Origin of the sequence: Pseudomonas sp. 10C3 (assembly GCF_036346185.1) — a bacterium.
Taxonomy (GTDB): domain Bacteria; phylum Pseudomonadota; class Gammaproteobacteria; order Pseudomonadales; family Pseudomonadaceae; genus Aquipseudomonas.
This window is the reverse complement of the sequence record NZ_JASJVE010000027.1, coordinates 42226-60670: the sequence shown is the minus strand read 5'-3', so window position 1 is coordinate 60670 and position 18445 is coordinate 42226. Positions and strand designations below refer to the sequence as shown.

The following is an 18445-nucleotide window of genomic DNA, read 5'->3' as shown; positions in this document are numbered from 1 at the left end:
AGATGTGTATAAGAGACAGTCACTGATCGCGGCCGTTTTGTTTTTAAGAGTCATGCAGGGCAAGCTCGCCCGCCGAGCCGATCTTCCCTGCCCGCTGACTCTGCCCACGACGCCCCAAGACCTGTCGTTTTTACACATAATTTCCGCAGAAATTTAACTTAGCTTAATCGTTGATTTAAGATAATGTTTATCAGGCCCTAATCAGGGACTCAGTGAATACAAGCTTTTCGCTGAAATTTTTATAGATAATCTATTTGGCGATTAGAGATATTCCGCTCATGCCTGAATTTCTTCACCATGACCTTAAGCTATTGAATCCCTCCTTTGACTCAGGCTTGGTGGACGTCCTGAGCGAGCTTGAGCACCTTCGCCGATTAAAACTTGAAGGGGACACGCCCGCCCCGGTCTTTTTCCAGCTCAAATCCATATCCCACACGCTTGAGAGCCTGGGATCTGCGCGCATCGAAGGGAACCACACCACCCTTGCTGACTACATCGACAGCAAGGTAGAAGGCAGGGTGGAAGACACCGATCAATTGCGCGAGGTGGCCAACATTGAAAAGGCCATGGATTACATAGAAAAAATCATGGAGCCCGGCACCCCGCTTACCGAGCATGTTATCCGCGAGCTGCATGCCATGACGGTGCAGGAACTCCACCGCGAAGGTGACAAGACGCCAGGGGCTTATCGACAAGGCACGGTACGCATATCCCAGTCAGAGCACTTGCCGCCTGACTTCGTACTTGTGCAAGGGTACATGCAAGAGCTGGTCGACTTCATAAACAAGGACGACTCGCCAAAATACGACCTGATGAAAGTGGCGTTGGCTCATCATAGGTTCGGATGGATACACCCATTCGGTAATGGGAATGGTCGGGTGGTGAGACTACTCACCTACGCAATGCTGATGAAGTATGGTTTCAATGTGAGCACTGGAGGGCGGGTTCTCAACCCCACAGCCGTTTTCTGTAACGATCGAGAGCGCTACTACACAATGCTCGCGACAGCAGATACAGGCACAGAAGAAGGGCTCGAAGCCTGGTGCACCTATGTCCTGGAAGGCGTTCGCGACGAACTGGCCAAGGTTGATAGACTCACACAGTATGCATACCTGACGAAGTCGATCCTCAATCCTGCCATTGCTTTCGCCCGTGAAAGACGCTGGATCACCGAGACAGAAGAGTCTGTGCTGTCCGTGGCGATAAAGGCGAAGGTCGTTAAATCCGCAGATTTATCGGGCGTGTTACCCAAGCTTAAAAGCGCTCAGCGAACCTACCTGATAAAGAAACTCGTCGACCAAGGCATGCTACTTCCTATCAGCGAAGGTGCAAGGCAGTACACGATTGGTTTTTCCAATAATTATTTGATACGCGGCGTTATCAAAGCACTTAGAGATCAGGGCTTCATACCCGAGCCATTGGAGAAGCCCTGAAAGCGCTCGTCGCTGCTTGAGCTTACCCCCCAAACAAAAACGGCCGCGATCATCACTGATCGCGGCCGTTTTGTTTTATCGAGCCCTATAACAGCCCTGCCCCATTAACTCAGTACCGGCTTGCCCTGCCGTACCGCGATGTTGCGGCGTCGTGCCACCAGCAATCCTGCTGCGATGACCAACGCGCTCAACACGCCGGTGGCGAGGATTTCGACGCGGTGTTCTTCCTGGAACAGCATGATGGTCAGCACGCCGACGATGAAGACGATGACGGCCCATGTCAGCCCTGGGAACAGCCACATGCGGAAGGCAATGGTCTCGCCATTAGCGGTGCGTTTGTGGCGCAGGCGCAACTGGGAGATGGCGATGACCAGGTACACCAGCAGCGCAATGGCGCCGGAGCTGGCGAGCAGGAAGTCGAAAACCGCCGCCGGAGCGACGTAGTTGGCGAATACCGCCAGGAAGGCCGCTGAGGTGGACAGCATGACCGCCCAGTAAGGCGTGCCGCTGCGGTTAGTGCGTCTTGCAACAGCAGGCGCATCGCCGCGCTTGCCGAGGGAGAAGAGCATCCGCGAGGCGGTGTACAGCGCCGAATTCAAGCAACTGGTTACGGCGACCAATACCACCAGATCGACGATCAGTTTGGCGTTAGGAATGCCCATCATGTCGAGCACGGTCTGATAAGAACCCAGCTCGGTCAGACGGCTGTCATTCCACGGCACCAGCGCGACGACAAGGAAAATCGACACCAGATAGAACAGGCAAATCCGCCAGATCACCGAGTTGGTGGCCTTGGTGATCTGCTCACCCGGGTTCTTCGATTCAGCGGCAGCGATCGTAACGATCTCGGTGCCCATGAACGAAAACATGGTGGTCAACATGGCCGCCAGTACAGCGCCCATCCCGTTGGGCATGAAGCCGTGCGTGTCGACCAGATGACTGACGCCGCTGACCTGACTGCCCGGCAACAGACCGAAAATCGCAAGAACGCCCAAAATGACGAAACCGATAATGGCCAACACCTTGATCAGGGCAAACCAGAATTCGAACTCGCCGTAATGCTTCACGCTGAACAGGTTGGTTGCCGTGAGGAGCAAGGTGATAACCAGCGTGAACGCCCAAATTGCCATGCCGGGAAACCAGGCATGCAGGATTGTCGCGGCGGCGTTGGCTTCGAGAGGGATAACCAGCACCCAGAACCACCAGTACAGCCAACCAATGGTGAAACCGGCCCAATGGCCGATAGCACGGTCCGCGTAGGTGGAGAACGAACCGGTGTCAGGTGAGGCCACCGCCATCTCGGCCAGCATGCGCATGACCAGAACCACCAGCGTGCCCGCCGCCAAGTAGGCCAACAGCACAGCCGGGCCCGCCTCGGCGATGGCGTGCCCGGAGCCGACGAACAAGCCAGCGCCAATCACACCGGCGATAGAAAGCATGGTGATGTGTCGCGATTTGAGCCCCTGATCGAGGTCGTTGGATTTTTGCGCACTGCTCATTAAAACTACCTTTGCAAAGAAGCGAGATTCAGTTCGTCGTACACGTCGCGCACCCCGTAAAAAGAAAGCAACGACGCTGTTCCTTATTTTTTACGCAAGATTTACGCCAAAATGTGTCTATAACGACGTCGTCCACGGATATACGCGCTTGCGCCTCGTTCCATAAGCGTTTGATAGGAATGGCCTTTTGCCATTTTCCAGAGTTTGTTACTGAACGCCTCACCCACTTAACGATGGCGTGCATGACAAATACACACAGGGCGCATTTGTCGCCCCGATGTGGTGCGCTCGCAAAATGACCGAGAGGATTGCCTCCGAGGCAATAAACCTTCCAACACCCTCTCGAAACTGGCACCATCGCGGCCCTTTTTTGCCCAGCCGTCGCGTGACCAACGCACCTTCCGAGGTGCGGTTTGTATCCGCGCGACAGTCTGCGTTAGCAATGCGACAACCCTTCGATAGCCGGAAGCTTGCTTCCAAACGCTATGCTAGCTTGGCGCTCGCCAAGGAAGGCAGCCAATAGCAGGAGCACATAGAACACAATGAGGACCGCACATGGCTGAGGCCACGCCCGCGCTGGAAATCCGTAACTTGCACAAACGCTACGGTTCGCTTGAAGTACTCAAAGGTATTTCGCTGACCGCCCGCGATGGCGATGTGATCTCGATCCTTGGCTCTTCCGGTTCCGGTAAATCCACCCTGCTGCGCTGCATCAATCTGCTGGAAAACCCGCATCAAGGGCAGATTCTGGTGGCCGGTGAAGAACTGAAACTCAAGGCCGCCAAGAATGGCGATCTGATCGCCGCCGACAACAAGCAGATCAATCGCATGCGCAGCGAGATCGGCTTCGTGTTCCAGAACTTCAATCTGTGGCCGCACATGACCGTACTCGACAACATCATCGAGGCGCCGCGTCGCGTACTGGGGCAAAGCAAGGCCGAAGCCATTGAAGTCGCTGAAGCCCTGCTGGCCAAAGTCGGCATCGGCGACAAGCGTCATGTGTACCCGGCCCAACTGTCTGGCGGTCAACAACAGCGCGCGGCCATCGCCCGCACCCTGGCGATGCAGCCTAAAGTAATCCTGTTCGATGAACCGACCTCCGCCCTCGATCCGGAAATGGTTCAGGAAGTGCTCAACGTCATTAGAGCCCTCGCCGAAGAAGGCCGGACCATGCTGCTCGTAACCCACGAAATGAGCTTTGCCCGCCAAGTGTCCAGCGAAGTAGTGTTCCTGCATCAGGGCCTCGTCGAAGAACAAGGATCGCCGCAACAGGTGTTTGAAAACCCCTTGTCGGCGCGTTGTAAACAATTCATGTCCAGCAACCGCTAACGGAGCAACACGCATGCAGACCTACAAAAAATTTCTCCTGGCCGCTGCCGTCACCCTGACATTCGCGACCAGCGCCTTTGCCGCAGAAAAACTGAAAATGGGCATCGAAGCCGCCTACCCGCCGTTCAATAACAAAGACGCCAGCGGCCAGGTCGTGGGCTTCGACGTCGACATCGGCAACGCCCTTTGCGCCAAGATGAAAGTCGAATGCGAAATCGTCACGTCCGACTGGGACGGCATCATCCCGGCCTTGAACGCGAATAAATTCAATTTCCTGATCTCGTCGATGTCGATCACCGAGGAACGCAAACAGGCCGTCGACTTCACTGACCCGTACTATTCCAACAAGCTGCAGTTCGTTGCGCCCAAGACCACTGATTTGACCATCGACAAGGCCACCCTCAAGGAAACCTTGAAAGGCAAAATCATTGGTGCCCAGCGTGCGACGCTGGCAGGTAGCTGGCTCGAAGACAACCTGGGTGACACCGTCACCATCAAGCTCTATGACACTCAGGAAAACGCCTACCTCGACCTGACCTCCGGGCGTGTCGATGCACTGCTGGCAGACAAATTCGTCAACTACGAATGGCTCAAAAGCGACGCGGGCAAAAACTTTGAATTCAAAGGCGAGCCAGTGTTCGGCAACGACAAAATCGGCATCGCCGTGCGCAAAGGCGATCCACTGCGTGAGGAGCTGAACAAAGCGCTGAAAGAAATCATCGCCGACGGCACCTACAAAAAAATCAACGACAAGTATTTCCCGTTCAGTATTCTCTGACCTGCCCGACGGGCACCGCCGCTTCTTGTTTCAGTGACAGCGTCGCGGTGCCGGTCCCTAGCAAAGCCTGCCTATGAACATTGATATCTACGGATTCGGCCCGGCCCTTGCGGCTGGCGCGCTGATGACCGTCAAACTTGCCCTGTCGGCGTTATGCCTGGGGCTGGTGCTCGGTCTGCTCGGCGCCTTGGCAAAAACATCACCCTACAAGTCGCTGCAATGGCTTGGCGGTACCTACTCGACGCTGGTGCGCGGCATCCCGGAATTACTCTGGGTCCTGCTGATCTACTTCGGCACGGTCAACCTTATGCGCAGCCTCGGCGAAGCGCTCGGCAAACCCGACCTTGAGCTAAACGCCTTTGCGGCCGGGGTGATCGCGCTCGGTTTGTGCTTTGGCGCGTATGCGACCGAAGTGTTCCGAGGGGCCATCCTCGCCATCCCTAAAGGTCATCGCGAAGCCGGTATGGCGCTGGGCATGTCCACATCGCGGATCTTCATCAAGCTGATCATGCCGCAGATGTGGCGCATCGCCCTGCCCGGCCTGGGTAACCTGTTCATGATTCTGATGAAGGACACAGCACTGGTGTCAGTGATCGGCCTTGAAGAAATCATGCGTCACTCGCAGATCGCCGTGAGCTTCACCAAACAGGCGTTCACCTTCTATATGGTCGCAGCCTTCATGTACCTGGGCCTGACCGTCCTGGCGATGATCGGCATGTACCTGCTGGAAAAACGCGCCGCACGCGGTTTCTTGAGGAGTTCGTCATGAACTGGGACGTCATCATCAAATGGCTGCCAAGGCTGGCTCAGGGCGCAACCCTGACCCTGGAGCTGGTCGCCATCGCAGTGGTCGCCGGGCTGATTCTGGCGATACCACTGGGCATCGCGCGCTCGTCACGGCATTTGTCCGTACGCGCCTTGCCGTACGCGTACATTTTCTTCTTCCGTGGTACACCGCTGCTGGTGCAGCTGTTTCTGGTCTATTACGGACTGGCGCAATTCGACTCGGTGCGGGCGAGCGCGCTATGGCCATATCTACGCGACCCGTTCTGGTGTGCGACCGTCACCATGACCCTGCACACGGCAGCCTACATCGCCGAAATCCTGCGTGGCGCGATCCAGGCCATCCCGCCGGGCGAAATCGAAGCGGCGCGGGCGCTGGGCATGTCCAAGTGGAAAGCCTTGTTCTACATCATCCTGCCGCGCGCTTCGCGCATCGGTCTGCCGGCCTACAGCAACGAAGTGATTCTGATGCTCAAAGCCAGCGCACTGGCCAGCACCGTCACCCTGCTGGAACTGACCGGCATGGCGCGCACCATCATCGCCAGGACCTACCTGCCGGTCGAAATATTCTTCGCCGCCGGGATGTTCTACCTGCTGATGGCCTACGTCCTGGTACGCGGCTTCAAGCTACTGGAACGCGTACTGCGCGTGGACGCCTGCCAAGGGCGCTGAGACAAATGCGCGGGGGAATGGAGCAGCCTGAATACTCCACTCATCCGCGCCCAGCCTGTGGATAAGTCTGTTAATAACAATCCGAAGAAGGCACGAAAACCGCAGCCTGCTGGCCAAGTTCATGACTGATCATTTTTCACTCAAGCCTAAACCGCCCAAAAAACAGTAAGTTGCAGCAGTTGAGAACGGCTCCACAAAATCAGCCTCTGGCGCGCCATCCCTAACTCCGATTGTGCATAAGCATTCCAGCAAAAGTGAATATGGCCCGTAAAGCCATTGTTTTACCGGCAGTACATAGGCGTACAGAACGTGCACAGAACCTGACCAACACAAGGAAAAAACCCCAACTGTCGAGGGTGGATCAGGGAAGCAGCGGGACAGAGGCAGTGAAAAAGCTCATCGCTGAAAGTTTTTGCAATCGAATCAGTCAGCTAGGGGTTTACAACCCAAAAAATCTGGATATACTTTGCGCCCATCACGCCGGTATAGCTCAGTTGGTAGAGCAACTGACTTGTAATCAGTAGGTCCCGAGTTCGACTCTTGGTGCCGGCACCATACAAGGTTCCAGAGAAAGCTTTCAAAATCTCTGAAACCCCCGAAAAATCCGCCTTCTGGCGGGTTTTTTCGTTTTGGCGTTCTGTCAGCCTACGTCAATCCGCCAAACGCTTCATCTCGGCCACCGTGCGGGTCAGTTCGTCGGCGAGTGGGCTCGGCAGGCAAGTCTGGAAGGCGCTTGCCAGTTGATCGTAGTACCACAGGGTGCCGTCCTTCCCAGTATTGAAACGAGAGAACATCTTGGGGCCATGGGTATTGAGATCGCTCACGATTGCGCGAGCGTTGTGCAGTTTGTCGCAGCCGGAGACTAACAAGACCTCTGCTGGCGCATCGGGCAGATGATCCAAATAGCGCTGCTTGCGGGTATGCCAATCACCCTTCTCGCCATTTTCGTCCGGTACACCATCGGTGCAGCCGAGCACGATGCGGGTGACTCGTTCGCCGAACTGCGTTCTGATCTGTGCTTCGGCATGCGCGCCGGCATCTTCCACCGCATCGTGGAGTAAGCCGGCAATGGTCTGGTCTTCATCCCCTCCGTGCTCCATTACCAGGCAGGCGACCCCCATGAGGTGGGACAAATAGGGAATACCGGTGGCCTTGCGGGTTTGATCGGCGTGAAGCGTTGTCGCCAGGGCGACGGCGTCTGCGATTCGGTATGAAGGTTGGAAATTCGGATTCATTGCGACCCTCCAAAATGTAGTTTTTACACATTTAAAGACCACGGTAATCAATTGTCAGGCCTGATCCTCTGGCCTGATTTCGCCAGCCAGTGGCCCGTGTGTACCGCACGCCTGTATCAGTTCGCGGGCACGGTGATCACCGGAGCCTGCGGCGGTACGCCGGTTTCGGCCAGGGAGAACAGCACGAGAATGAACAGGAATTCCGATTTGGACTTCATGTCGCGGTCGTCGATCCAGAACCAGTAGCCACGATAGCGAACGGCGGAATACGCATCGGCGGGCCGCTCCACACTCGAGTGAATACGTACCAGCGGGTCGTCCCACGGGCTTGGGTTATCAGGTGCGGCCGCTGCCGGGTTTGCGCGTCCTTCCTTCAGGTGCTGGGGAGGCACCTCGATGGTCGCGGCAAGCTCCAGGAATATTTCCGACATGGAACGCGTGAGCAGGGCGACCTCCGTATCGCTCCTCGACACCATACCGAAGGTCAATGTCAGTTCACTTGCGTCGGGACGCAGATGAAGGGATTCGCGCACAAAATGGCTGTCCTTCAGGACGCTTTCAGGAACGCCCTGATTGATGATAACCAGAACGGCGTCACTGTCAGCGCCCGGATTAATTCGCATGCCCAGCGATTCCGACCGCTGTATCCGTCTTAGCGTCTCAAGCACCTGATAGAAACGTGGATCCGCAGCCCGGGCACGGGTGGGCGATGTGGATCGGTTGTAGACGCCGTTAATGGCGCGGGTAGTCAATTGCAGCACGCGATCCACGGGATAGCCCGCCTGGACAAGGGAGAACACGGAAGCCGGTGATAGCGGGTGCAGCAGATAGCGTGAGAATTTCTCCCCGGAGAGTGGTGTGTAGCTGATCGTCGGTCGGTCCGTGTAACGGCCGTATGCGCCGATGGCTTGGCTATCTCCATCGTTAGGCCATCCCGAAAACCAGCTCGCGCCCAGGCTGACCTGACTCTCCATCGCGGTGGAGCTGATCATCGACGTGACATCCAGGTACACCGGTACGTCCCCGTAGCGCAACTTGACGACATTGAGCAGCGTCTGCTCTTTCCAGGTCGTAGAAAGAACACCGCCGTAGTCTGTACGATCGCGCTGAATCGAGGTTGGCCCCATTGTTCCGCACCCACCTAAGTAGCAGGCTGCGGTGAGCAATGCTACACAACGGATCGGCGTCATCAATCTTCCTCTATCAGCGCTTTGATCCGTCCGGATTTCTCTGCAGCCACCAGCGCCGCATGGTCTTTTGCATTTTGATCCGCATAGGTCAGGGCAAATTCGCCGATGGCCTGGTCGAACGTATCCGACTTGCCCAGGTAGCCACTGATCAGCGCCGCATCCCCGGATTTGGCGTGAGCACGGGCCAGGGTAAGACCGCACAGCTCGGCATACATTTTCATTTGTGCGAACGATGCGCCTTCTACAGGCGCGGACATTTTCATGTCCCGTAACTGGCGCACAAAGAAATCCCGTCCTCTTTGGCCTTGCGTCCAGCCCAGAAAAATATCGCTGGAGGACTGCATCAGTCGCTGCCCCGTGACAACGCGCTGCCCGTGATTGTCATAAATGCTCTTGCCCGCATAAGGCTCGAGTACGGAGGGACAAGCTTCCTTGAATTGCAGGAGCAGAGGATGGTTTTCTGCGGAAAAAAACAGACCGACAAAACAACGGGTACCCACGCTACCGATGCCGACGGCTTTCAGAGCGATGTCTTCCAGACGGTAACGATCGAAGAGCACGCGGCGCTCGTGCGGCAGGGATAATCGATAATCCTGCAATGCCTTATAAACGCGCTGCTCAAAGTCTTTTTCATAAATGTGAAAAAGTATGGGCGGTTGATCGATCAGGCGCCGCCGCCCCCCGACCTCGCCACTGATTGTGGGATAAAGGTAATCACCTACACGCGTCTTTGCTTTTTCAATCAATTGCTCCCGCGCCTTTTTAACTTTGGCATTGGGGGCCATATCAACAATCGTTTGGGCATCCAGGCGGTCGTACCAAACCTCCAGCGGACTCATCTTCGAGCATTCGCGCAGACGCTCGCGATAAGCACGCACACATTCGACGGCGCTCGCCTCGGCCTCCTTGTCGGTGAGGCCGTTACCGCGCGCTGCCACGGTAAAACTGATCGCCAGACGCTTGATATCCCATTCCCACGGTGCGGGCGTCGTTTCGTCGAAATCGTTAATGTCGAAAATCAGATTGCGCTCGGGGGTCGCAAACAATCCGAAGTTCAATAGATGGCAATCTCCGCAGGCCTGTACCTGAATACCTGCGTTCGGGGTGGTGGCCAAGTCATAAGCCATCAACCCCGAAGAGCCGCGCAGAAAAGTAAACGGGCTGCGCAACATACGCCCGTAGCGGACAGGCACCAGACTGGCTAGCCTATACCGGTTGGACTCTTCCAGGATATCGATAGGATCACGGTGTTTGCGCGGTGGTTTCCATACGGCATGACTCGAATGTGGCATGCCCTCAAGCAAGCTCTCGCCTGCACGCAGGCGTTCTTTGCGCGAGCGAAAGACCGGCTCGAAAATCCCGAATGCCTCTGCTTTCGTTTTACTTTTGATAGTCTTTTTCTTCTCGGCAGACATTTCCACTCCTTTGCTCAACGAAATCCAACTCGCTTGGGCGCCAGAACTAGTCAAACCACGGCCAGCCATTAGGCTTAGTGTTTACTGGGTGAGGTTATCTATTTTTTAGCGCGTCTAAATAACTGGCGGGAACAGTCCTCTCTGCCGTTTTTCCGGCGAAATCATGGCAAAAAAACGAATAGTCGTCACAAAGACAAGCGTAGCACCTGCAATCCAGGGTGCTGGCAGCTGAAAGGGGTCGACGAGCGCGGAAGGAATGGCTCGGCACGGGCACAATTCCTCTGGAGAGCTTACGGGTAATCCTTTCCGCCGTTGGGGATTCGGCATCGGCAGATACGATTGAACGTCATCCGGCTCCCCTTCCAGGGACCGTATCTTTCGATGGCCAATTTGCCATAGCAGGAACACGACGGCTCAAACCGGCAGGCCCCTCTCAACCTTTGAGGGGCCATGGCTTGATACAGGCGTATGAGCGCCAGTAACAGCCGAATCATCACCGAGGCTTGCGGAAGGTAATGACGTAGTAGGTGCTGAAATCGGCTTTTTTTCCAAAAAGTGCTTCAAAGCAACCGGGCTTGATCTGAACGCCGACGCTGTCTACGCGGTAGAACTCCCAACCCTGCTCTGCGTATTGATTGGCGATCGACTCCAAATACACGGCGGCTTCAGTGCCTGAGTTCTTGACCTTTACTTCGATGTTGGGTGGAACCTGAACCATCTTGTATTGATACATCTGCCGTCCTTAGTCGCTGAGTGGCCTCATGCCACGCTCCGAGTCTACGGTAAGGCATGACCTTAATCGCAGCGCTGAAGCACTTTGCGATCCGTCCTACTTAAATTTCAGATCTCTGCACCCTTGATGCCTTTCCGCCACACACAACAAAAAGCCCCCTCATCAGGAGGGGGCTTGGGTCACGTCTCTGCTTGAAGCGTGAGGCTTAGCCGTTTGAGCAGCCGTTACCCATCACGCTGTATTGGAGGGTGTGACGCTGACCTTGATGGTCTTCGTAAGTCATTTGCACCGGAACAACACCACATGTGTCAGGGACTGAGTCCATGCTAATCACTTTAGCGACATCAAGTTCTGTGGCGTATGTGTACTGTTCAACGGCTGGGTTGTTGACGGCTTGCACTTCGCCAGCTGCTGCGATTGAGGAGAAGCCGACCAACGCAAGTACGATTAAACTTTTCATTTTATTTACAGGCCTTTAAATCAATCACAACTGACTGACTTCATTTGCCAACGTGGCGGAAGAAGTTGTTAAACCGTTTAGAGTTAGGTCTAACACGAAGTACCATGCCCTGTTTGTTTCGGTTACCAGGGAATGGGGTTAGTTTACAAGGGTGGGTATTTAGTTAAACCCAAAAGAACCATAATATTCTTTACCGAAACGGTAACAATCCCTGAGGCGGTGTTTTCCCAGGCATTGCGCCGATCAGTCCGTGCCTTGGCCTGCGGGCTGCGGATGACCAGCAGCCGTTACCGAGGACGTACGCCTTATCGAGCACACAACAAAAAGCCCCCTCATAAGAGGGGGCTTGGGTCACATGTCGATCTGAAGCGTGAGGCTTAGCCGTTTGAGCAGCCGTTACCCATCACGCTGTATTCGAGGGTGTGACGCTGACCTTTGTGGTCTTCGTAAGTCATGTGCATCGGAACGACACCGCAGGTGTCCGGCACTGAATCCATGTGAATAACTTTAGCAATATCGAGATTCATAGAGTACGTGTACTGTTCAACAGCTGCGCTATTAACAGCTTGCACTTCGTCAGCCGCGGCGATTGTAGAGAAGCCGACCAACGCAAGTACGATTAAACTTTTCATGTTATTTACAGGCCTTTAAATCAATCACAACCGACTGACTTCACTTGCCGAGGAGGCGGAAGAAGTTGCTAGACCCTTTTAAAGTTAGGTCTAACACGAAGTACCATGCTCTGCTGAGTTCGTTTGCTAGGGCATGTGTGTAGTTTACAAGGATGGTTATATAGTTATACCCAAAAGAAGCATAATGTTCTTTACCGAAACGGTAACAATCCCTGGCGCGACGTCTTGGAGGCCGGCAAACCGGCCTCTGACCCCTGTCTTAAGGCAGCAAAACCACCTTATCCCCACTCCCCTTGTTAACCTCCTCGTACCGCGCCAGCCCCTCACTCAATGGCGACTCAAACAACCCGGTCGGCAAAGGCAATAATCCTTCATCAAAAAACCGCCCAAATTGATCCAGCATCCCGGCACACGCCTCTGTCCCGTAGAGCAATGAGTTGATGCCCACAACAGACCCACCTTTGCGATACAGCGCCAACGCGGGCAGATGCACGTGCCCATCCGCAGGCGCGGCGATGATGGCGATGCGGCCGAAGGGGGCCAGGGCAGTGACGGCGGCAGGAAGCCAGAAGCCAGTGGTGTCGAAGATGACGTCGGCGCCGCCGGTGAAAACTGCGTTGACGCTGGCGGCGAGGTCTTCGGGTGTGTCGAGCTGGATGGCGTTGAAGCCTCGGTCGTTGAGCGCTTTAACGTGCTCGGGGCGACGCACTGCGCCGAGCACGTGGGCACCACGGATTTTTGCCAGAGCCAGGGCGGCACTGCCGACTGCACCGTTGGCGCCGATCACCAACAGGCGCGTGTCAGCAGTCACCAGGCTCCGCTCCAGTGCATCCCACGCAGTGGTGAACGGGACGCCAAGGCTGGCAGCCTGGGCAAAGCTCAAGGCTTTGGGCTTGAGGGCGACGCCTTTGGCGGGCAGGGTCAAATACTCGGCATGCGAACCGTCGCGGATGAAGCCCGGTTCTTTACCCGTGCCCCAGACTTCCTGTCCGATCAGTGCCTGCGGACCTTCCACGACGATACCGGAGAAGTCCCGACCGGGGATGCGCGGCAGGGTGGTGTAGGGAAAGCGCCCGAGTACATTTTTCACGTCGCTGGGGTTGAGGCCGGCGGCTTTCACCTGGATCAGTACTTCGTCTTGAGCGGGGGTGGGTTTGGGCACGTCAATGTAGTGCAGGGCCGCGAGGTCGCCGGTTTTGGCAAATTGCAGGGCATTCATGAGGAACTCCATCTCTGGGCGTCGCGTTGCGCTGTGCGGCTGAGCGACCGTGTTTTAGGTGTCCCGAGTGTAGGAGGAGGCGCAGGAAGCTGTCGGTCAACTGCTTCTGCTTTACTGCCAAACAACGTCAGACAATCACGCGGGCCGTCGTCAGGCCGCACCGTCGCCGACCGGGTACTGCGAAGGGCTCATGCCCAGTTCACGACGGAACATATCGCTGAAGCTGCTGGGCGAATAACCGAGATCGCGCGCGATGGTGCTGATCGGTACCCCCTGAATCAGCTCGGCGACCGCCGTTGCCAATTGCACCTGTCGCCGCCACTCAGCGAAGCCCATGCCCAGTGCAGCTTGAAACAGACGCGCCAGGGTACGCACGCTGGCGCCAGCATTTTCCGCGTGTTGCTCGAAGGACACATCCAGCGAGGGCGACGCCATCACCGCCTGGCACAGGTTGATCAGGCGCCGGTCGGAGCTATCGGGCAAGGGGATTTTCAGCACGGTGTGCTTGGCTCGCCTCAACTCCAGCAACGCAAGGTCTACGACCGCGTCGTAATAGTCCTGCCACTGTTGATCCTGAGCCTGCTCCACCAGATTGAGGATCAGCTCACGCAGCAGCCGTCCGACTTCGATGACCTGCACTGTGCTTTCCAGCGTCACGGCAATCGCCGGGCGCAGGTAGATGTTGCGCATTTCCAGGTCCGACACCACCCGAATCCCATGCACCACGCCCGGCGGTAACCACACCGCACGTTGCGGCGGCACGACCAGCGCTTCGTGCGGGGTTTCAAGCCACATGACGCCGGACATGGCGTACAGCACCTGCCCCCAGACATGCTCGTGCGGCTCGATATACAGGCCACGCGGATACGTCCGCGCCAGGGGCTGCACGGGGACGGCGGTGTCACTGAGGTCGGGCGGAGCAGCGAGGGCCATTACGGTGACCGGGAGCGAGAAGATAGGCGCATGGTAACGAGCGTCATGGGTTGTCGCCATCAGTCCATGAGCCTGCCTCTATAGACGAAGGCGGTTGCGGCCTTGTATTTAATGTACCCCGCACACAAAAACGCCCCGATCGACCCGAGGCGTTTTTTATCAGCGCGTCACACGTTCAAGCATCAGAAAATGTTGATCGGGTAGTCGACGAAGATACGGGTTTCGTTACCTTCATCATTGTAGAAACTGGCGTTGTCCGAGACGCGCAAGAAGGAGTTGCGCAGGCGCACGGAGAGGTTTTTCGCCGGGCCAGTCTGTACGACGTATTGCAACTGGCTGAAGATTTCGCGTTCTTCGCCATTGCCGCGGCCGGAGCCGTCGTCGATGTGGTCGCCACGTACGTAGGCGACTTTATAGGTCAGGCCTGGCATCACGAGCGTGCCCAGGTTGACCCCGTAACCCAGTTGCCAGGAACGTTCGTCTTTGGCGTTGAAGTCAGACCAGTAGGAGTTGGCGAGGTAGATGGTGTTACCGCCATCACCCGTACCGCCCGCGTTGCGATAACCGCCGTATTTGTAGCCGGTATCGCCGGTGCTGCGCTGGTGAGCGAGGGTGAAGGAGTGGATACCGAGGGCGTAGGTCGCCGCCAGGCTCCAGATTTTGTTGTCGCGTGCATCGTTGACAGCGAAATCTTTGTCCAGCGTGGTCTTGTACCCGTTGAAGTCGAATGTCAGCGACTCGTCCTTCTGGAGTGCAAACACGTAGTTAAGGTTGAGGTATTGCTTCTTCAGTACATCTTCGTCGTTGGAGGCATAGAACGCTGCGCTGAAACTGTCTGTGAATTTGTAGCTACCTCCGTAGACGTCGATTTTCTTCAGATCGCCGCTGTCACGGCCTTCAGCGCTTTTACGCGACTCGGCGGTGAACCGGCCCAGATTCAGCTCAAGGCCTTCGATTTCCTTGGACGTGATCAGGGTGCCGGTGAAACTTTCGGGCAGCAGACGCACGTTGTCGTAGCTCAACACTGGCAGCGACGACATTTGCTCGCCGTACTTGATCACGGTATTGGAGAAACGTACTTTGACGGCACCGCCGCCTTTGGCCAGGTCGTCAGCCGCTTCGCCGCTGCTGTCCTGCTTGAAAAAGTCGATACCCGCACGGCCGCTTTTGCCTTTACCGCCGTCCAGACGCACCGCGTACATCGCAAATGCATCGACGCCAAAGCCAACGGTGCCCTGGGTGAAGCCCGATGCGAAATCAGCGGTGACGGACTGACCCCATTCGGCCCTGTCCTGAACGCCGTTCTTGTAATCACGGCTGATGTAAGCGTTGCGCAAGAGCAGGTTGAGGCTGCTGTCCTCGACAAAACCTTTGGAATCCGCTTGTCCATCGGCCATTGCCTGAGTGGCGCACATGACGATCACGGCGATCACGCCAATACGTACATTCAACATCTTGTTTTCCTTAATGCGAGTTGATCACGCGCTGTGGCCTTGGCCGGACAGGGGTTGCGGCCTTTGAGTCTGGTCAATCGGACCGACTCAGAAGGCCCGCACGAAATCATCGCAGTGGACTACTGATGCTACGTACATGGCGGGTAGCCACAGGCGGGCGCGAATCCTAGCCGTGGGTTACCGGGGTGTCAATTTTGAAAACTCAGCGGTCCAGAATCAGCATCAATGCGTCTAGCTCTGCGTCGCTGATCAATCCAACCGGGTAGCGAGCCTGCAACAACTGTCGTGAGTCTGGCTCCGGCGCCTGGGATCTTCTGGTTGTCCTTAACCAGTCCGCCATCAACTGGCGTGATTCGCTACTTGCAGACAAACTACGAGCAAAGGGCTGCTCAATACCTGCGTTCATGGGGGACAACCTCTTGAGTCTTGAGCGGCTAAATGTACCTGTGCTTTATGACAGCCCCGAGAAGGACAGTATGGGTCAGCGATTTGACGCCAATAAAAAGCCCATCAATTGATGGGCTTTAATAGCAAGAACAAGACCAACTCAGCCTTTGTGCGGGGCCGGTTGCTGCTGGGTCAGGCAGTGGATATTCCCGCCACCAAGCAACAGTTCGCGGCCTGGCACCATGACAACCTCATGTTCCGGGAACAGACGCTGCAAAATCTCACGCGCCGTTTCGTCGAGAGGGTCGTCAAAGCCAGGCGCAATAAGGCCTCCATTGACTATCAGGAAGTTAACGTAAGAGCCAGCCAGCCGCACCGTCGGGTTGCGCTCCTGACTGCCGTGCACCTGATCGACGCCTGCACACTCTTCTTCGGTGGCAAACAGCGGACCGGGAATGGGCATTTTATGCACAATAAACGGGCGACCCTTGGCGTCGTGCGCGTGCTCCAGGACGCGCATCGCCGCCTGGCAACGTGGATAGTTGGGGTCTTTTGGATCATCGGTCCACGCCAGTAACACTTCACCGGGGCGCACGTAGCAACAAAAGTTATCCACATGGCCGTCGGTTTCGTCGTTGTACAGGCCGTCCGGCAGCCAAATGATCTTCTCTACCGCCAGATGATCACGCAGCACCGCTTCGATCTCTTCGCGAGACAGATGCGCATTACGGTTGCGATTGAGCAGGCATTCTTCGGTGGTAATCAGTGTGCCTTCGCCGTCGACGTGAATCGAGCCGCCCTCAAGCACAAAGCCTTCGGTCACATAGCGTGGGCAACGTTCAATCTCCAGCACCTTGCTGGCCACCTGCTCGTCGAAGTTCCACGGCGCGTACAGACCGCCGTCGAAACCACCCCACGCGTTGAAGCCCCAGTCGACGCCGCGCACTTGGCCCTTGTCATTAATGACGAAGGTTGGCCCGGTATCGCGTATCCAGGCATCGTTGTTGCTGATCTCCACGACGCGAATGTTCGGCACATCGAGGCGCGCACGAGCGTTGTCGTATTGCGCGGCAGAAACACCCACGGTCACCGGTTCGAAACGCGCGATGGCTTTGGCCAGCGCGACATGGGCGCTCTGTACCGGCTTGCCGCCCAGGCGCCAGTTGTCCGGGCGCTCGGGCCAGATCATCCAAGTCTGGGTCTGCTGCGCCCATTCGGCAGGCATGTAGAAGCCATCGGCGCGTGGTGTGCTTTTCAGCGTGGTCATGGCGATCAGGACTCCAGGGAACCGTCGAGCGTTTTGATCGCGCCGTACAGGTTAGGACGACGATCACGGAAAGTGCCCCACGCGCTACGCGTGTGCTCAAGCTCGTCGAGGTCGAAGCTGTGAACCAGTACGCCTTCTTCGGTTTCGTTGAGCTCTGCGACTTTTTCGCCGAACTGGTTAGCAATAAACGACGAGCCGTAGAACGTGATGTCGTAGCCGTCCTGCTCTTCGTTACCGATACGGTTGCTGGCGATCAGCGGCATCAGGTTGGCGCCGGCATGGCCTTGTTGCACGCGCTGCCAGTGGTCGCGGGAGCTGATGGTCTTGTCATGCGGCTCGCTGCCGATGGCCGTTGGGTAGAACAGGATTTCCGCACCCAGCAACGCCATGCTGCGGGCGCACTCCGGGAACCACTGATCCCAACAGATACCCACGCCGATTTTCGCGTAACGGGTTTGCCAGACTTTGAAGCCGGTGTCGCCCGGGTTGAAGTAGTACTTCTCGTGATAGCCAGGGCCATCCGGGATGTGGCTTTTACGATAAATCCCGAGGTTGGTGCCGTCAGCGTCGATGATCACGATGCTGTTGAAGCGTGCACGTCCCGCCAGTTCGAAAAAGCTGATCGGCAGCACGACTTTCAGTTCTTTAGCGACTTTCTGGAAGTGCTTGATGGCGACGTTTTCTTCCATGGGCGTGGCCAACTGCAGATAGTCCGGGTTCGGCTTCTGGCAGAAATACGGGGTCTCGAACAATTCCTGAATCAGGATGATCTGCGCGCCTTTGGCAGCGGCTTCGCGCACCAGCTTTTCAGCGGTTTCGATGTTCGCTTCAAGATCCCAGGAACAGGCCATCTGGGTGGCGGCGACAGTAACGATACGGCTCATGGAAATCTCCTCCTGGGCAAATGCGGTGGGGCCCTCACCTTAGCAGAGGACCCGTGACAATCTTGGCAACTTTATAGCCGATAAAAATCGGCTTTGGAAGGATGATTAGACGGAAAGCAAAAATAATCAGGCCTTTAGGTCG

18 protein-coding genes and 1 tRNA gene are annotated in these 18445 nt (G+C 56.3%); 6 read left to right on the top strand and 13 right to left on the bottom strand.

The window, feature by feature from the left end; translation table 11 throughout:
* The first annotated feature begins 278 nt into the window (after positions 1-278).
* Positions 279-1433, top strand: a complete 1155-nt coding sequence (locus QN399_RS22045; RefSeq protein WP_330201635.1) for a Fic family protein — start codon at positions 279-281, stop codon at positions 1431-1433.
* Positions 1434-1537: 104 nt separating this feature from the next.
* On the opposite strand, the gene gabP is transcribed toward QN399_RS22045, so the two are convergent.
* The gene (gene gabP / locus QN399_RS22040; RefSeq protein WP_330201634.1) at positions 1538-2932 is read right to left on the bottom strand and encodes a GABA permease; all 1395 of its coding nucleotides are present in this window, start codon (positions 2930-2932) and stop codon (positions 1538-1540) included.
* 555 nt (positions 2933-3487) lie between these two features.
* Here gabP and QN399_RS22035 point away from each other — a divergent pair.
* From QN399_RS22035 to QN399_RS22015, 5 genes are all read left to right on the top strand, one after another.
* Positions 3488-4261, top strand: a complete 774-nt coding sequence (locus QN399_RS22035) for an ABC transporter ATP-binding protein (protein ID WP_219063677.1) — start codon at positions 3488-3490, stop codon at positions 4259-4261.
* Between the two features lie 13 nt (positions 4262-4274).
* The gene (locus QN399_RS22030) at positions 4275-5039 is read left to right on the top strand and encodes an ABC transporter substrate-binding protein (protein WP_322177319.1); all 765 of its coding nucleotides are present in this window, start codon (positions 4275-4277) and stop codon (positions 5037-5039) included.
* A 73-nt stretch (positions 5040-5112) separates the two neighbouring features.
* Positions 5113-5808 (top strand): ABC transporter permease, encoded by a 696-nt coding sequence (locus QN399_RS22025; protein ID WP_330201633.1) that lies wholly within the window; start codon positions 5113-5115, stop codon positions 5806-5808.
* On the top strand, positions 5805-6494 hold the full coding sequence (locus QN399_RS22020; protein WP_330201632.1) for an ABC transporter permease: 690 nt from the start codon (positions 5805-5807) through the stop codon (positions 6492-6494). The genes QN399_RS22025 and QN399_RS22020 overlap by 4 nt, the downstream gene beginning before the upstream one ends.
* 479 nt (positions 6495-6973) lie before the next feature.
* Positions 6974-7049, top strand: a tRNA-Thr gene (locus tag QN399_RS22015).
* Between the two features lie 95 nt (positions 7050-7144).
* Here the strand turns inward: QN399_RS22015 and QN399_RS22010 are convergent.
* The 12 genes from QN399_RS22010 to aguB form a co-directional block, all read right to left on the bottom strand.
* Complete coding sequence (locus QN399_RS22010; protein ID WP_330201631.1) at positions 7145-7729, bottom strand: HD domain-containing protein; 585 nt, start codon at positions 7727-7729, stop codon at positions 7145-7147.
* A gap of 116 nt (positions 7730-7845) precedes the next feature.
* Positions 7846-8919: a hypothetical protein gene (locus tag QN399_RS22005; RefSeq protein ID WP_330201630.1), complete on the bottom strand. Its 1074-nt coding sequence runs from the start codon at positions 8917-8919 to the stop codon at positions 7846-7848.
* Positions 8919-10334, bottom strand: a complete 1416-nt coding sequence (locus QN399_RS22000; protein ID WP_330201629.1) for a DUF2252 domain-containing protein — start codon at positions 10332-10334, stop codon at positions 8919-8921. Before QN399_RS22000 ends, QN399_RS22005 begins: the two co-directional genes overlap by 1 nt.
* A gap of 290 nt (positions 10335-10624) precedes the next feature.
* Positions 10625-10828: a membrane protein insertion efficiency factor YidD gene (yidD, locus tag QN399_RS21995; RefSeq protein WP_330201628.1), complete on the bottom strand. Its 204-nt coding sequence runs from the start codon at positions 10826-10828 to the stop codon at positions 10625-10627.
* Positions 10828-11067 (bottom strand): DUF4177 domain-containing protein, encoded by a 240-nt coding sequence (locus QN399_RS21990; RefSeq protein WP_322177314.1) that lies wholly within the window; start codon positions 11065-11067, stop codon positions 10828-10830. The genes yidD and QN399_RS21990 overlap by 1 nt, the downstream gene beginning before the upstream one ends.
* Before the next feature lie 205 nt (positions 11068-11272).
* Positions 11273-11527: a DUF2790 domain-containing protein gene (locus QN399_RS21985; protein ID WP_322177313.1), complete on the bottom strand. Its 255-nt coding sequence runs from the start codon at positions 11525-11527 to the stop codon at positions 11273-11275.
* Positions 11528-11904: 377 nt separating this feature from the next.
* Positions 11905-12159, bottom strand: a complete 255-nt coding sequence (locus QN399_RS21980; RefSeq protein WP_322177312.1) for a DUF2790 domain-containing protein — start codon at positions 12157-12159, stop codon at positions 11905-11907.
* Positions 12160-12418: 259 nt separating this feature from the next.
* Positions 12419-13378 carry a zinc-binding alcohol dehydrogenase family protein gene (locus QN399_RS21975; protein ID WP_322177311.1) on the bottom strand — a complete coding sequence of 320 codons (960 nt, stop codon included), beginning with the start codon at positions 13376-13378 and terminating at the stop codon, positions 12419-12421.
* Between the two features lie 150 nt (positions 13379-13528).
* Positions 13529-14311: a helix-turn-helix transcriptional regulator gene (locus tag QN399_RS21970; RefSeq protein WP_330201636.1), complete on the bottom strand. Its 783-nt coding sequence runs from the start codon at positions 14309-14311 to the stop codon at positions 13529-13531.
* A gap of 182 nt (positions 14312-14493) precedes the next feature.
* A complete protein-coding gene (locus QN399_RS21965; RefSeq protein WP_330201627.1) occupies positions 14494-15765 on the bottom strand; it encodes an OprD family porin in 1272 nt (423 codons plus the stop codon).
* A 547-nt stretch (positions 15766-16312) separates the two neighbouring features.
* A complete protein-coding gene (gene aguA / locus QN399_RS21960) occupies positions 16313-17419 on the bottom strand; it encodes an agmatine deiminase (RefSeq protein WP_330201626.1) in 1107 nt (368 codons plus the stop codon).
* A gap of 5 nt (positions 17420-17424) precedes the next feature.
* Positions 17425-18303: an N-carbamoylputrescine amidase gene (gene aguB, locus QN399_RS21955; protein WP_322177307.1), complete on the bottom strand. Its 879-nt coding sequence runs from the start codon at positions 18301-18303 to the stop codon at positions 17425-17427.
* Between the last annotated feature and the right edge of the window lie 142 nt (positions 18304-18445).